At 51.5% G+C, this 15,507-nt stretch carries 8 protein-coding genes; 1 reads left to right on the top strand and 7 read right to left on the bottom strand.

Annotated elements, in window-relative coordinates:
* Positions 1-299: 299 nt before the first annotated feature.
* On the bottom strand, positions 300-3,524 hold the full coding sequence (gene carB, locus ACFPK9_RS07520; RefSeq protein ID WP_377094227.1) for a carbamoyl-phosphate synthase large subunit: 3,225 nt from the start codon (positions 3,522-3,524) through the stop codon (positions 300-302).
* Positions 3,525-3,683: 159 nt separating this feature from the next.
* On the bottom strand, positions 3,684-4,736 hold the full coding sequence (locus ACFPK9_RS07515) for a PIN/TRAM domain-containing protein (RefSeq protein ID WP_377094226.1): 1,053 nt from the start codon (positions 4,734-4,736) through the stop codon (positions 3,684-3,686).
* A 127-nt stretch (positions 4,737-4,863) separates the two neighbouring features.
* Between ACFPK9_RS07515 and ACFPK9_RS07510 the strand changes: the two genes are divergently transcribed.
* Positions 4,864-5,337, top strand: a complete 474-nt coding sequence (locus ACFPK9_RS07510) for a dihydrofolate reductase (RefSeq protein WP_377094225.1) — start codon at positions 4,864-4,866, stop codon at positions 5,335-5,337.
* A gap of 138 nt (positions 5,338-5,475) precedes the next feature.
* Here the strand turns inward: ACFPK9_RS07510 and ACFPK9_RS07505 are convergent, their stop codons facing one another.
* The 5 genes from ACFPK9_RS07505 to ACFPK9_RS07485 all read right to left on the bottom strand — a co-directional run bounded on the left by ACFPK9_RS07505 (position 5,476) and on the right by ACFPK9_RS07485 (position 15,506).
* Positions 5,476-6,162 (bottom strand): PEP-CTERM sorting domain-containing protein, encoded by a 687-nt coding sequence (locus ACFPK9_RS07505; protein WP_377094224.1) that lies wholly within the window; start codon positions 6,160-6,162, stop codon positions 5,476-5,478.
* 161 nt (positions 6,163-6,323) lie between these two features.
* Positions 6,324-10,340 carry a sulfatase-like hydrolase/transferase gene (locus ACFPK9_RS07500; protein WP_377094223.1) on the bottom strand — a complete coding sequence of 1,339 codons (4,017 nt, stop codon included), beginning with the start codon at positions 10,338-10,340 and terminating at the stop codon, positions 6,324-6,326.
* A gap of 33 nt (positions 10,341-10,373) precedes the next feature.
* Positions 10,374-11,093 carry a hypothetical protein gene (locus ACFPK9_RS07495; RefSeq protein ID WP_377094222.1) on the bottom strand — a complete coding sequence of 240 codons (720 nt, stop codon included), beginning with the start codon at positions 11,091-11,093 and terminating at the stop codon, positions 10,374-10,376.
* A 178-nt stretch (positions 11,094-11,271) separates the two neighbouring features.
* Entirely contained in the window at positions 11,272-11,994 is a 723-nt protein-coding gene (locus ACFPK9_RS07490; RefSeq protein ID WP_377094221.1) for a PEP-CTERM sorting domain-containing protein, read from the bottom strand.
* 245 nt (positions 11,995-12,239) lie between these two features.
* A complete protein-coding gene (locus ACFPK9_RS07485; protein ID WP_377094220.1) occupies positions 12,240-15,506 on the bottom strand; it encodes a sulfatase family protein in 3,267 nt (1,088 codons plus the stop codon).
* Between the last annotated feature and the right edge of the window lies 1 nt (position 15,507).

Here is a 15,507-nt window from a genome sequence, read left to right as displayed (position 1 = left end):
GTGTCGGGCACTTTGTTGATAAATCAGCGTTTCTCTTCAGTCACGATGCTCGCATCGCTTCTTCATCGAGCCTTGATTTCTTAACAAATTGTACCGCCATTCGTCTCTTTTGAATCGAGAAGTGGTATAAGTAGCTCGAAGACTAGGCCGTGTGGAAAATTGAATAAACGTTGCTGAAATTAAACCGGCTTACGAGTTTTTAGAAGAGCTTGCAGATTGTATCGTTCTTGTCTGGAAAAGAAAAAAAGCGCAGCGTGTTAGGCTGCGCTTTTGGAAAGTGGGGCGAGTTGTTTGGTCGATTAGATGAGGCCGTGGTAGGCTTGGATCGGTTTGACTTCAAACTTCTTGTTCTGCAGCGAGCGGATCGCGAGGACCGATGCTTCTGCAGCTGCGAGGTTGGTGCAGTGAGAGATCTTGTTAGCGACTGCGCCGGAACGGATACGAATCTCGTCTTCACGTGCTTCGTGACCACTTGGGGTGTTGATGACGAAGGAGATGTTTCCGTTTTTCATCATGTCGATCACGTTTGGACGCTTTTGCTCGGCGAGTTTGTAGACGCGCTCTACAGCGATGCCATTTTCCTTAAAGAACTTGTAGGTTCCGCCAGTGGAGTAAATGGTGAAGCCGAGTTCTTGGAGCTCTTTAGCTACCGGTATGGAAGCTGGTTTGTCGCGGTCATTGACTGAGAAGAAGACGTTGCCGCCAGTAGGAAGTGGGTTGAAGGCTGAGATTTGGGCCTTCGCGTAAGCGAGGCCGAGGTCTGCATCGATCCCCATGACTTCACCAGTGGATTTCATTTCAGGTCCGAGTACGATGTCGACGCCTGGGAATTTTGGCCATGGGAAAACAGCTTCTTTCACGCAGTAGTGTTCAGGGAGAACTTCTTCTGTGAAGCCTAGTTCCTTGAGTGTCTTGCCGGCCATGACTTTTGCTGCGAGTTTCGCGAGCGGGATGCCGATGGCTTTGGAGACGAATGGAACGGTGCGGGATGCACGTGGGTTGACCTCGATTACATAGAGTTCTTCGTCTTTCACGGCGAACTGGATGTTCATGAGACCGCGGACTTCGAGCTCGCGGGCGAGGTCTTTCGCTCCTTTGAGGATCTGCTCCTTGATATCTTCGGAAAGTGATGGTGCTGGGATGACACAGGCGGAGTCACCGGAGTGGATACCAGCGGCTTCAATGTGCTGCATGATTGCTCCAACTACGGATGTTTCACCGTCAGAGATACAATCTACATCTACTTCGACTGCGCCTTCGAGGAAGCGGTCGACGAGGATTGGGCGGTCTGGTGAAACGTCTGCTGCTTCGGAGATGTACTTGCGGAGTTCATCGTCTGAGTAGACGATCATCATGCCGCGACCACCGAGCACGAATGATGGACGAACGAGTACTGGGTAACCGATGCGGTCAGCGATGGCGACAGCTTCGTCTGGAGTGACGGCAGTGCCAGCTTCCGCTTGCTTGAGGCCGATTTTGTCGAGTAGCGCTGAGAAGAACTTACGGTCTTCCGCGAGCTCGATGGACTCAGGAGAGGTTCCGATGACTGGGACACCGTGGCGTTTGAGGTCTGCTGCGAGGTTGAGTGGTGTTTGACCACCGAACTGAACGATAACGCCGTCTGGCTTCTCTTGGTCACAGATATTGAGAACATCCTCAAGGGTGAGAGGCTCGAAGTAGAGCTTATCAGAGGTGTCGTAGTCAGTGGAAACTGTCTCAGGGTTAGAGTTAACCATGATGGTTTCGTAGCCGAGCTCTTTGAGAGCGAAGGATGCGTGTACACAACAGTAGTCGAACTCGATCCCTTGGCCGATACGGTTAGGACCTCCACCGAGAATCATGATCTTTTTCTGATCGTTCTCACGTGCTTCATTTTCGTCTCCGTAGGTGGAGTAGAAGTAAGGTGTGTAGGCTTCAAACTCAGCCGCACAGGTGTCAACGAGGCGGTAGGTTGGGATGATGCCGTGCTTCTTGCGAGCTGCGCGTACTGTGTCTTGGTCTGTGCCTTGAAGGTGGGCGATTTGAACATCGGAGAAACCATATTTCTTCGCTTTGCGGAGTTCGTATGGAAGCTCGAGAAGGTCATCAGATTTTGCAATGGAGAGACCTTCATCGACGATCTGCTTGAGGTTTTCGAGGAACCAGCGGTCGATGGCTGTTGCCTCGAAGACGTCTTCAACGGACCAGCCATTATCAAATGCAGTTTTGAGCCAGAAAATGCGTTCTGCGTTTGGAACGTGGAGTTTACGCTCGATGTCTTCACGCGTTGGCGCTTTCGCACCTTTTCCGTCGAAACCGAAACCAAAGCGGCCAGTTTCGAGTGAGCGGAGAGCTTTCTGCATGGACTCCTTGAAGGTACGCCCGATGGACATTGCCTCACCGACGGCTTTCATCTGTGTGGTGAGAACTGCGTCAGCGGTGGTGAATTTTTCGAAGGTGAAGCGTGGGAGCTTAGTGACACAGTAATCGATGGTTGGCTCGAAGGAAGCCGGTGTTACTCGAGTGATGTCGTTCTTGAGCTCGTCGAGCGTGTAACCGACGGCGAGCTTGGCAGCGATTTTCGCGATTGGGAAACCTGTTGCTTTGGAAGCTAGTGCGGAGGAACGAGAAACACGTGGGTTCATTTCGATCACGATGCAGCGGCCAGTTTCAGGATCGACTGAGAACTGGATGTTGGAACCGCCGGTTTCGACACCAATTTCACGGATACATGCGAAGGATGCGTCACGCATGATTTGGTACTCACGGTCAGTGAGTGTCTGGGCTGGCGCGACGGTGATGGAGTCACCTGTGTGCACACCCATCGGGTCAAAGTTTTCAATAGAGCAAATGACGACGCAGTTATCTGCACAGTCACGCATGACTTCCATTTCGTATTCTTTCCAGCCGAGGAGGGACTCTTCTACGAGAATCTCGCTTACTGGTGAGAGGTCGATGCCGCGGGCACAAATTTCTTCAAATTCTTCAACGTTGTATGCGATACCGCCGCCGGTTCCACCGAGGGTGAATGCTGGACGGATGATGAGAGGCATGGAGCCGATTTCTTTGGCAATTTCGCGTGCTTCTTCCATGGTGTGCGCGACACCGGATTGTGGGAGGTCGAGACCGATTTTGAGCATTGCTTCCTTGAAGCGGAGGCGGTCTTCGCCTTTGTCGATCGCGTCAGCGTTGGCGCCGATCATTTTTACGCAGTGCTTATCGAGTGTTCCGGATTTAAAGAGTTCCATGGAACAGTTGAGCGCTGTTTGACCACCGAGAGTTGGAAGTAGTGCGTCGGGCTGTTCCTTGACGATAATTTTTTCAACAACCTCAGGTGTGATTGGCTCAATGTAGGTGCGGAATGCAAATTCCGGGTCGGTCATAATCGTCGCCGGATTTGAATTAACCAAGATCACTTCATAGCCCTCTTCTTTGAGAGCCTTACAGGCTTGCACGCCTGAGTAATCAAATTCGCATCCTTGGCCGATAACAATCGGGCCGGAGCCGATAACTAGAATTTTTTTAATCGAAGTGTCCTTTGGCATGAAAGTAAGTCGTAAATTGAGGTGTTCATGCCTAAGCCGACCGAGTTTGTAAAGGATTGCTTGCAGCTTTTCTGCAGAAAGTTATTCGCAAATTGTGAATAAGTTGTGAGCAGTTGTGAAAGAGTTAAATCTACAAGGGTTTGAAGAGCTTAAGAACTTTTAATCAACTTTGTCCATTTCTGCAAAAACCATGACCCCTGCGGAGGTGTTGATTGTAGAGATGACGGTGACGTCTTGCGATGTGCCAATCTTTGATACTGCGTTATTTACGACGATCATGGTGCCGTCAGGGAGATAGCCAACTCCTTGGTGTTCTTCCTTGCCAGTGCGCACAATGGCTAGGTGGAGTTGTGCCCCAACAGCGACTTTGGGCTTAAGAGAATCTGCGAGGTCGTTAATGTTAAGAACTTTTACGTTCTGTAGGCGAGCGACTTTGCTAAGGTTGTCATCGGTGGTGAGAAGTTTGGCGTCTAGCAAGCGAGAGATTTGCATGAGGAGCGCATCGTGGCTCTCATCTGGGTTGGAAGTGGCAGCGTCATGAATGTTGACTTTGACGCGTTGAGAGTTCTGCAGGTCTTCGAGGCAGTCTAATCCACGTTGTCCTCGTTGGCGTCGGCTGGGTGAGGGGGAATTCGACATGATTTGCAGCTCTTCTAACACGAACCTAGGAATGATGAGGTTATTGTCGAGGAAGCCCGAACTCATGAGGGAAGTAAGTCGTCCGTCAGTGATGACATCGGTGTCTAGCAGAAGCGGTTGACCTTTTTGATTTTCTTGACGGAAGCGAACGTAGGGGATGACGAAGGCAAAGTCGTCTTGGTTACTGCGAAGAGCGAGAACGGTACCGATGAAGCCAAGAGTGGCGTACATGGTGACATTAAAGGTGATAATGAAGTCGTCAGGCCTTTTAATAATGCTTTCGAAGGTGACGGTGAAAAGTTCGCCAATTTTCACAGTGGTGAGGAGCCATGCGCAGAAGAGGCCGATAACGAGGCCGAATGTCGCAGTGGAGAAGCCTCTGATAGTAAACTGCTTCATCAAGCTTTCTACCATGATGAAGAACGCGCCCACAGCGAGACCTGTTAACACTCCAGCCCACATGTATTCTGGGCCGAAACTCTGGAAGGCGAGAGCGCTACCAGCTAGCTCGCATACTAACAGGTAGAGCATGCGAGTGATGTTTACAGAGGTTTTGGTGTGTTTTTTTGCCACAGTAAAGGTCGAGGATAGAGGGATATACTGTGGAATTGTTTGGGGTCTTTGCAAGCATAAGATAATGTTAGATCAAATCATTGTACTTGTGTGAAGTGCTCTTAGAGCTAAGAATTTCAAGGAATTTATGAGTGCAATAAAATTGATTGCGATGGTTGCAATGACTTCTGATAGAGTTATTGGAAAGGAAAATGATCTTCCGTGGCACCTTCCTGAAGATCTCCAACTTTTCAAAAAAACTACGAGTGGGCATCCGATTGTGATGGGAAGAAAAACTTACGAGTCGATTGGCCGGCCATTGCCCAAGCGTCAAAATATAGTGATCACCCGTGATCGTGAATGGTCTGCAGAAGGTGTCGATGTGGTGCACAGTCCAGAAGCTGTGAGAGAGTTGGACCTACAAGATGAGACGGTTTTCATCATTGGTGGGGCAGAGATTTTTGCGCACTTCATGCCGTATATCGATGAGTTGTTAGTATCTCACGTTTATAAAAATTACGAAGGAGATACATTTTTTCCAGAGTTTGTAGAGTATTTTACGGATTATGAAATGGTCGAGAAGTTTGATGGTTTCGAGCTGCGCCGCTATCGCAAGCTGTGAAGCCTTAAGATAGAAGTTTTTTTGGGGGAGGGAAGGTCTGACGATTACAATCAGGAGGGCTGTTATTTGCCCATAAAAAAGGCCCGTCGATTTTTCGACGAGCCTTTACATACATATGAAAAAATTCCCAGATCGCGCTTACTTGCGGCGACGGAGGATGAGAGCGAGTCCTCCGAGGCCAAGAAGGGCTGTGGAGGATGGCTCAGGAACAGCAACTGCTGTGAGTGTGAGTGCTGAAAGTGTAGAAATGGTGTTGGCGTTGAGGTCGTAAGTGGAAATTACGAGGTTGCCGCTACCGTCTGTGCTGAGATTGGTAAAGTTCACATAGGAGTCTGAGAGAGAGTCCGCAACTGTGCCTAGTTGGACGCCATCGACTTCCCAACCTGTATTACGGTTTTCTTTCTGTGCTGCAGTTCCACCGGCCCAGTATGAACCAATAGTGAGGTCATAGCTGAGTGAGTCATCAAGGCCTGAAAATGTGAGTGTCCACTGACCTGCATTTGATTCAAAGAAGGCATCATTTTGAGCGGCATTAGGGAATACTGAGGAGTAGTCTGAGCTGATATTGCTGTCACCGCCGTCACCTGAATTAGCAGGAGTGTTGGAGAAGGTGAAGTCTACACCTGTGAGAACAGTGCCACTGGTGTTGATTACATCGGTGAATGTTTGGTTGCCAGGAGCAGCGTCGATGTTGAAGTTCGTAGCCGAGCCAGCGTCAGTGCCGAAATCGAAGCCGATGACGTCGCCGACAACAATCGCTGCGCTTGAGGTGCTTGCGAGTCCTGCGAGAGCAAGAGCAGCAAGTGGTAGTTTGCTTAGTTTCATATTCTTTGAGGTGTTTTGTATTTTGAATTCAAAAATGCATGTTGTGTGGAGAGTATGATTGTCCACCATGCAACTAGGGATGTGCGTGCTAAGTGGGGGCTTGGGACAGAAAAGATTGTTTTTAATGGTTTTCTAACCGCCGCTTAGAGGTGGCACCAGTGCTACTGAGGGTTCTCTTGCAGGCGAAAAAACATCTTGGGTTCAGCGAGATCAATGGGGTGCTCGAGTGGGGTGTCGCTCGGTGCGTCGAGTTGCTGTGCTGGATCCACTGGGACCCAAGTTTCTAGATCCGAGGATTGTTCCATCTCGAAGCGTCGGCCTTCTGGTACCTGATTGAGCCAGAAACGGACATTTGACCCCGCCGTGATTTCATGGAGGCTCTGGGTGTGTTTCGCCGTGATGTGGATGGCATTAAGGGGGATGGCCTCGTCATCACTGAGGGTGATGGTGAGATTCCCCGAACCATCGGTACTGAGATCTTCAAAGCTTGCTGGCACTATGATTGGACGCGAGTAGAAGGGATTACTGAGTACAAAGTCACTGTTGGTGAATGGGGCCTGGTCGTTATTGATGTAAGGTCTGAAGGAGGCGTAGGTTCGGGTTTGTGAAGATCCTCCAGCTGTGATGGTGAGGTTTGTGAGGCTGGTGTTTGTCTCGGGCATCGCTAGAAGCTGGATGTCATAGCAGTAGAGGTCGTTGAGGCCCGAGAGCTGTACTTGGATCGATCCTGAAGCTGTAGAGACTCCGTCATTGGCGCTCAAGTCGGAGAAGGGGGTGTCGAGGTAATTCCCGTACTCAGCCTCTCCAAAGCCAAGGTTACTGGCGGTCATTTCACCTGTATTGATACCGGTGGTTTGAATGGTGACGCCAGGAAGTATGGTGCCGGTCTGTGCATCATAGACTTCCGTGAGGGTGGTGTTCCCCGCGATGCTGTTCCAGTTGGGTTCAGCACCACTGCCCTCGGTGTTGCCTCCATTGCTGAAATCGATCCCGATGGTGTAGGCACTTTCTGTCTCGCGTTCGGGCTGAATGGGAGCAGGGATGGACCAGCGTGTTCCACTAGCGCCGGTGAGAATGAAACGATAAATGTATTGTCGGAACGGGTTTAGCCCTGTGATTTCGTGGCCAATGGGATCTTGATCAGTCACCGCTCCTAGATTTGCGCTGCCGCCACCGGCAGCAGTCGCCCAAGTGGTGGAGTCCGCTTGGCCTTGGTCTTCATATGCCCAAACGAGTTCCACGGAGGAAAATACTCCAGGTTCATCATAGCTTACCCAAGCGCTATCTTTTTTCGTTTTCACGGAGATAGGGAGCCCTGTGAGTGGTTCATCCACGTAGGGTTTTGTGGCATTATTGTTGTAATCGGTGATGTCGGGACGTCGGGTGGCTGGGTCGTCGAAAAATCTGGCTCCAGAGCCAATGCGATCTTTGTCGCCAAGTTCGCTGCGGGCGATTTCTACCTGTTCAAGTAAGCGCTGTACGATTTCAGGATATTGCGCTGCAAGATTGGTGGTTTCTTCGGGGTCTGTATCGAGGTCATACAGTTCGACTTCGTCGACTCGGTCCTGCCAGCCGCGCCAGAATGCCATCCATGCAGATGCTGGATTATTTCTACGAGGTAGTGTGAGTTTCCAGCGGGTGTCGCGGATGGCAGCGAGCTGGGTGTAAACGTAGTAGTAGTAATACTCATGCGGGCTTTCAGTTTCGGTACCTTCTATGAGCCCACGTATGTTTTTACCATCAATCTCTAGGTCATCTGGGATAAGGACATTGGCGTAGTCCATAAAGGTGGGGAAGAGATCCATCAGGGTGACGATTTCGTCTGAGACAACATTTGGGGTGATGGTTCCCGGCCAGCGCACGATGAATGGGACTCGGGGGCCGCCTTCTAGTGAGCGCATTTTTGAACCACGGAGTGGGAAGGCGCTGCCGTAATAGCCTTCGAGGTTGCTTTGTGTCCACGGGCCGTTGTCGGAGCTGTAAATGATGAAGGTGTCTTCCTCGATACCCAGTTCGTCGAGCTTGTCGAGAATGGCTCCCATGCTCCAGTCGAGCTCTTCGACAACAGCGGTGTAGACATCTAGGCCTCGAGCTGCTGCGCTGTCACGGTAGCTTTGGCGCGTGGCCAATGAGACGTGAGGCATGTTGTGGGCGAGTTTAAGAAAGAATGGTTGATTGGCATTGTGGGCATTTTCCATGAAGTCCATTGCCTCATGGGTGTAGTTATAAATCATCTGGTCGGCCTCGCTTTGGGTGAGGTCTGAATCTGCGTGTGCGGAGCCGGTTATGTCCGCACGAACGATGGCTGTCTGCACATTGGTGCCTGTATCTACGGCGCGCACTCCATTGTGTGATGGGGTGCCGTAGAAGTAGTCGAAGCCTTGGTCAATAGGACCTCTTCCTGGGTTGAAGCTTGATGCTCGCGAGCCTTCTCCTGAGTTGTGCCATTTCCCAATAAGTGCGGATGTGTAACCGGCATTTTTGAGAAGTTCTGGGATCATGATTTCCTCGGCATGTGGCTCCGTGTGATGGTGCTTTTCGTTATTATGCTCAGCGATACGGATTGGGTAACAGCCAGTGAGGATACCAGCTCGGCAAGGTCCACAAACTGGCATAGGTACATAGCCAGAGGTGAAGCGAATGCCCTCAGCAGCCATGGCGTCTATTCTTGGGGTGAGAATGTGGGGAGAACCATAGACGCCGAGATCGTTGTACCCTTGGTCATCTGTGAGGAAGAGGATGAAGTTTGGTCCTTTCTCTGCAACGGTGATGGTTACAGTGACGATTTCACTGCCGTTATCGCCGTCAGTGACAGAGAAGGTGAAAGCGTCTGTCCCAGAAAAATCTCCATTTGGGCTGTAGCTCCAAGTTTGGCCGGAACCTGTCAGCACTCCATTGCCGGGGTCTGATTCGATGGTGTAAACGAGGTCGCTTCCGCTTCCTGTTAGGGTGATTTCGAGGGGGGAGCCAGGCTCGGTGCGTAGGTTTTGCGTAAAGGCTTGAGGAGGGGCATCGTCAAATGACTCCGCTGAGATGGTGAGCTCGGCAATCGATGCCCAGTTATCACTGGTGCTGATGTCAGAGATGGTGAGCACGATCTCACCTGCTGTAGGTGTGATGCCAGTGAAGTCCTCATAGCCATCCACATTAGTGCCGTCGTAGGAGTTACTACGAATGTCGGACCCTACTGTCCACTGGTGCTCGAAAGAGGCGCTGTTGCGGAGGAAACCTCCAGAAAGGTCGTAGGTTTTGCTGTCATCCAAACCGGAAATGGTGACGGTGAGGGTGTCATCAGGGCTCTCGTTTTGGGCAAAGATGTGATCGGCATAGATGGTGGCATCATCGCTGCCGGAGCCAGCAAGGTGGTTTGCTCCATTTCCTGAGATGCCAGAGATGCTAATGCCTACTGAAGTTGCTGAGCCATCGCTGGAGCGTACGAGATTAGGGAGCGAGGTGGTGGCGGATTCCATCGCAAACTGATTCCAGTGCGTGCTGGCTGGAGGGGTAGTACCAAAGTCGATTTTGATGCTCTCTTGAGATACTGGAGCAGGATCGATCGCTGTGAGAAGCAGTGCTGAGACCGCTCCAACAGTATTGCCGTCATTATCGGCGGAGGTGATGGTGAGCACGCCTCCTGAGGAGCTGAGTCCAGAGAAGGTCACATAAGCAGTTTCTGGGTCATCGACTACAGTGGTGATGGCATTGCCATTGACCTCCCAGCGAGTTGAACCATTGGCCTGTTGGGTAGCGTTTGCGCCCGTGCGGTTGGCGCCGATGGTGAGTGCGTACTCGAAACCGTCGTCGAGTCCTGAAAAGGTGAAAGTGAAAGCTCCCGCATTGGCGTTCTCGAACCACCAATCCTCTTGCGCATTGGTGGGGATACTGGGGTGGCTGGCGCTGACCGTTGAGTCTGCGTTGTCGCCGCTGGTGCCATTGATTTCGGTGGTGAAGGAGATGCCAGTGAGGATGGTTCCCATGGTGCTGATGACTGAGTCTACGGCAATGTCGTCTCCAGGAGAGTCGAGCACATTCCAGTGGGGTGGGTTCGGGCTGGTATTGTTGCCAAAGTCGATGCCGATGCTATTGCCAGCAGAGATGGCTGCATGGGCAGGAAGTGCGGTGATGAGTGAGGCGCAGCATAGAGTGGAACGCCAAAGAAGTGCGTGAATGGGCTTCATAAAAGTGTTGTGTGTGGTTGGCCTGAAGAGGGTTTATTCTCCTTCTTTGAGCATCAGGCTGGTGCCGCCAATAGTGATGAGAGTGGCGCATTCAGGGCCGGCGGGTCCCTCTACTTTAAGAGCCAATGAGGCAATGACGGCAATCTTGAGAGCCTTCCCGTCCGCGTTGAAGCTTTGGTTCGAATGTGCGCGGATGACGAGGCTGCCATCTCCTTGAGTGCGGAGACTCGTGAAGGTCACAAAGGCTTTTGTAGCATCGCTGGCGTCTGTTTCGCTAGAGGTGCTGCCGTTGATGGTCCAAACGGTATCCGCATTGTTATTGTTGATAGCATTCGCGCCACCTAGGGTGAGGCTGTAGGTTAATGTGTCATCGAGTTTGGAGAAACGGAGGGTGATCCCTTCGTGCCCTTTCTGGATGTTGACGCCCATCCAGTCGCCAAGAGCACTTGCTGGGAATGCAGGAAGGCCTGGCATTTCAGAGCGGTCCTCAGAGTCATCATTGTTGTAGACATTTTCAGCAGCGAACCGCCACTCAAACTGGACGGCATCGATTGGAGTACCGGTGGTGTCGGTGAGTGCGCTTTGGTTGCGGGTGGCACCCTGCTTTGTGAGGATAGTGCGCCAGTGAGGTGTCACACCTGCTGCGTTACCAAAGTCGATACCCAGTGTCCTACCAGGAGTCAAAGGAGCCGCTTCAGCTGGTGGATGTAAGCAGAGGATGCTTGTGAGTACAGGTATCAGGGTGGTTTTCATGGCGCGTGGGTGGTTAGGGAACTGCTCGCTAGTGTGTGGCGCAGTGCTCTGAGCTGGGTTGTCTCATTATGGTGTGCCGGCTGGGTCCTAGATTGGGACATTCTCAAGGAAAAAAGAAAGGCCCACCGATTTCTCGATGAGCCTTTCCAACATATGAAAAAAAATTCCTAAATCGCGCTTACTTGCGGCGACGGAGGATGAGAGCAAGTCCACCGAGGCTAAGCAGGGCTGTGGAGGATGGCTCAGGAACTGCAGTGATAGTGAGTTCAGAGATGGAGGCGATATCAGCAGCGCTAGAAGCTGCGACAGTGAGGGTGATCACCCCTTGTTGGCCAACAGGCTGCCCACCGTCGATGCTGGTGACTCCAATGTTAGAGAAGGTGTGGAAGTTGTTATAAACGCCACCACTTTCAGTGCTGTTTCTTGAGTCAGTACCGACAGTGTAGGTATTCTCAAAGGCATTTGAATCACGCAGGAAGCCGCCAACTAGATTGTAGGTAAGACTTTCGTCCAAGCCTGTGATGTTGAATGTGAGTGTGCGTGCTGCGATAGACCCACCCGTATTATCAAAAATGTGGTCTCCGTAAATGGTAGCGTTTGAACTACCACCGAAGGCGCTGGCGTCGAGGTGGTTGGCACCATTGCCGCCATTGTTAGTAGTTGTGGCTCCTGTCAGGGTGATGGAAACACCTGTATTGGCTCCATCCGCGAGTCGAACGAGGTTGTTGGTGGAGAAGTCGCCTGCGGCCCCAGTACGAGTGAACTGGTTCCAGTTTGCTGTGCTCGGAGCAGTGGAGCCAAAGTCAACACTGATGACATCGCCGAGGATGATTGCGGCGCTTGAGGTTCCTGTCATCCCAGCAATGAGGAGGGACGCAAGAGCTAGTTTGTTTGCTTTCATACTATTGAGGTATTTTTATTTTGAATTCAAAATGCATGGCTGAGAGCTCTGTGGATCCCAGCCTGCAAGTATACCTGTGCGTGCTGGCTAGGGAGTTGGGACAGAAAAGGTGTATTTTTATAAAAAAAGGCCCACCGATTTCTCGATGCACCTTTTGCTGGAGGTGAGAGGAGCATGAATATGGGCCCGTCAGTGAATCTACTTTGAATAAAGGTGGGAGCGCCCTGAGGAATGGAGGACTTTGTTTACTGGTCTTGGAGGTAGACGCGATAAAACGCGCGGTCTGAGGCGGCTCTTTCTGCCGTATTGTCCGTCCAAGTTCCTCCTTCGACATCGGTCGCAACGACGTGCCAAGAGAAGTTGTGTGCAGATAGGCTGCGCTCGACGGTGTATTGATTGCCTGTGGCAATCGGCCATTCGAGGGTGACAGACCCATCAGAATTCAGCATTTGTTTGTTAGTGATGCGGAAGTAGTCTGTGCCATCGGTTGGGTCTGTGCCGAGTGTCTGCTCTTGCAGGTTGTTAAACTGGTCTCCGTCAAAGTCATCCTCTGCGTTCAGTGTGGTTAGGTCACTGGTGAGGTTTGCTTCAAACAGGTCATTCAAACCGTCTCCATCGGAGTCTGCTCGATAGATACCAGCGCTTAAGTTCGTTGTGTTTCTGGAAAAACTTCCATTGCCATTGACGACAAAATGAATGCGCTCGCCACTTTCGACGCTGGTTTCGAGATTAAACGGGGTCGCCCCAAAAGATGCATGGCCGGCTGGGTAGGAGTGCTCGAAGAGGACTTCACTGCTGGAGCCATCAGGGGCGGTTTTAATAATGTAAAGGTCTAAGGGTTCTAACAATTCTAAGTTTCTGCCTCTGCTCACGCTCCCAATGATGAGGATGTCTTCCGAGACGCCACTGGTCCATTGGGCGACTGTGGATATTTCATTGCTGGTGTGTCCTGGGTGGATGATGAGAGCATTTGAGGGTTGTGCCGCATCTCCATCGTAGGGGCGCTCGAGCCCGACAGCGGGAAGTCCGTCTGTGGAATTGTTCTGATTGTCAGGGTCTTGGTAGCCCGCAGCGCCATTGCTGCCAAGATTCGTGTTGAAGACTAAGTTGTTAGAGGTGTGCCCGTCTAGATAGTCTTCTTTGCTGGTGGCGTTTGACTCGAAGTAGTTCCAGAAGCCTGTAGAGCTGGAGTCAGAAATGCCGAGCCCAGCGTTAAAGCTTGCTGTGGTTTCTCCAGATAGAGTGGATTGGTAATCTTCCTTAATGTCGGCGATTGGTGAGAGCAGTTCTACGGGGTCGAAGATCGGAGAGGTGCGAGCGCTTGCTAAGAACTCGGCTCTCAAGGCTTCGAGTTCAGCCAAAACTTCGCTGTTTTCAGGATCTTCAATGACATTGACTTCCTGGTAGGGGTCAATGGCGAGGTTGTAGAGCTGTCTGGATGGGGCTCCTGAACGAATCGAGCCATTGACGATGTCACTGTTCACATGTCCTGACAGGGCAGTGGCTGCGACGTTGTTGCTAAAACCTCCATCTTTTTGACCTGGAATGTAGACCCAGTCTCCATCACCTATTTTTTTTCTGATGGCGCGGTGTTGATTGGTGCTGGGTGAATAGAACATGACATCTCGCACGGGTGTTTCTGGTGAGCCGACCAATGCTGGTGTGATGTTATAACTGTCAATGGCATCGTCTGCTTCCAGCTCGACATCAAGGATGCTCGCCATCGTCTGCATCATGTCTACGCTGGAGATAAGGTCGTCGCTCACGGTGTTGGCTGGGACTTTCCCTGGCCATCTGACGATGAAAGGAACGCGGTGGCCACCTTCCCACACGCCAAATTTATAGCCGAGGTACGGCCCGTTGAGGCGATGGCCATATTCGCTGATGGTGAATTGGCCCACCTCATTGGCCATGCCCCCGTTGTCGCTCGTAAAGATAATGAGGGTTTCGTCATACACTCCGAGCTGCTGGAGATGATTGATGAGGTCTCCCACCAGCCAATCAAGTTCGTGGACGAAGTCTCCATAAATACCCGCTAAGCTCGTGCCTTCAAATTGTTCAGCGGGAGTAAAGGGGTGGTGGATAGCGGTGGTGGCATAGATCATGAAGAACGGGTCTTTATGATTTTCGGTAAGCCATTGCTTCGCTTTCCCAGCTAAGTGGGTGCCAACCTCTTTGTCGCGATAGAGAAGGTGCGCTTGTTCCGCTCCTCCGACAAAGCTTAACAGGACTTTACCTCCTCTGTTAGGAGCTCCCCAATCGGTTTGGTTTTCGGTGTTTGCCCTTTGTTCGTAAACAAAAGGGTCATTGGGGTCTAAGCCGACTACATAGTGGTTTTCCACAAAGACATAAGGAGGGGCGCTGTTCACTACAGGGACGCCATAGTAGTAGTCGAACCCCACTTCTAGAGGGCCTGGAGAAAGCTTGTAGTTCCATTTTGGATCGATAGTTGAAGTGTTGCCTTGGGTGAAGTCATTAAAGCCGAGATGCCATTTTCCGATGAGTGAGGTGGTGTAGCCTGCCTCTTTCATCACATCGCTGACGGTTTTAATCTCATCATCGAAGAGTAAGGGTTGGTTCGGAGGAATGGGCGAGGAAAGATTGTCTCGGAATGGGTAGCGCCCGGTGAGAAGAGAATAGCGCGATGGGCAGCAAACCGCAGAGCCTGAGTGCGCGTCAGTAAATCGTCTGCCCTCGATGGCTAGCTGGTCAATATTGGGGGTGAGCATCTTTGTGGCTCCCTGACAGCTGATGTCACCATAGCCTAGGTCATCGGCATAAATGATAATAACGTTGGGCTTTTTTGTCGGTGGAGTGGAGTCGACTTCTGCAGGGGTGCTGGGTGTGAAGAACAGTGGATTGGCTTGCACTTGCGGGGTGACGTCTTCCAGGGTGAGCGTCTGTTCGCCGCCCGTGACTTCCATTTTTAATCCAGAAATGACATTGATCGTATTGCCGTTGGCATTATCTGCAGTGGTGATTGTGATGCTACCCTCGGTGGGCGAGAGCTCGGAGAAGGTTACATAGGACGTGGCAGCTTCTAAGGCGTCGGTCACCATGGTGTTGCCATTGATGATCCAAGTGGAATCGGCATTGTCAGCCTGCACTTCAGTGGCGTCAGGACGGTAGCAGCCTAAGGTGATTTGGTAGATGAGCCCGTTGTCGAGTCCGCTGATCGTGAACACCATTTGGCCATTGCTTGCCGTTTCGTACCACCAGTCGTTTTGTACGGCGCTAGGTATATCAGGGAAGGATGGAGAGGTGCTGGTGAGGGCGCTTGACCCTGTGGCACCTGTAGTGGCGATGGAGAGTCCCAAGATTTCTGTACCATCTGTAGCGACGAGGCTGGAGCTTGAGCTGTTGGGTGCTCCGAGAGTGTTCCAATGGGTCGCGCTGCCTGCAGCATTACTAAAATCGATTCCTACGATCGAGCCAACGTCGAGTAGTTGTGCGTTGCAGATGCAGACTGAGGAAAGGAAACTAAGGAGTAGGGTCGGTGTTGTGCGGCGCATA

Origin of the sequence: Rubritalea spongiae, from assembly GCF_042652385.1 — a bacterium.
Classification (GTDB): Bacteria; Verrucomicrobiota; Verrucomicrobiia; order Verrucomicrobiales; family Akkermansiaceae; genus Rubritalea; species Rubritalea spongiae.
Note: the sequence above shows the minus strand (reverse complement) of the source record. Positions and strands in the feature narration are given on the sequence as shown.

Excerpts from the sequence above, each read along its gene's own strand:
- carB (WP_377094227.1), bottom strand. The coding sequence starts at position 3,524 with ATGCCAAAGGACACTTCGATTAAAAAAATTCTAGTTATCGGCTCCGGC.
- ACFPK9_RS07510 (WP_377094225.1), top strand. The coding sequence starts at position 4,864 with ATGAGTGCAATAAAATTGATTGCGATGGTTGCAATGACTTCTGATAGA.
- ACFPK9_RS07505 (WP_377094224.1), bottom strand. The coding sequence starts at position 6,162 with ATGAAACTAAGCAAACTACCACTTGCTGCTCTTGCTCTCGCAGGACTC.
- ACFPK9_RS07500 (WP_377094223.1), bottom strand. The coding sequence starts at position 10,340 with ATGAAGCCCATTCACGCACTTCTTTGGCGTTCCACTCTATGCTGCGCC.
- ACFPK9_RS07495 (WP_377094222.1), bottom strand. The coding sequence starts at position 11,093 with ATGAAAACCACCCTGATACCTGTACTCACAAGCATCCTCTGCTTACAT.
- ACFPK9_RS07490 (WP_377094221.1), bottom strand. The coding sequence starts at position 11,994 with ATGAAAGCAAACAAACTAGCTCTTGCGTCCCTCCTCATTGCTGGGATG.
- ACFPK9_RS07485 (WP_377094220.1), bottom strand. The coding sequence starts at position 15,506 with ATGCGCCGCACAACACCGACCCTACTCCTTAGTTTCCTTTCCTCAGTC.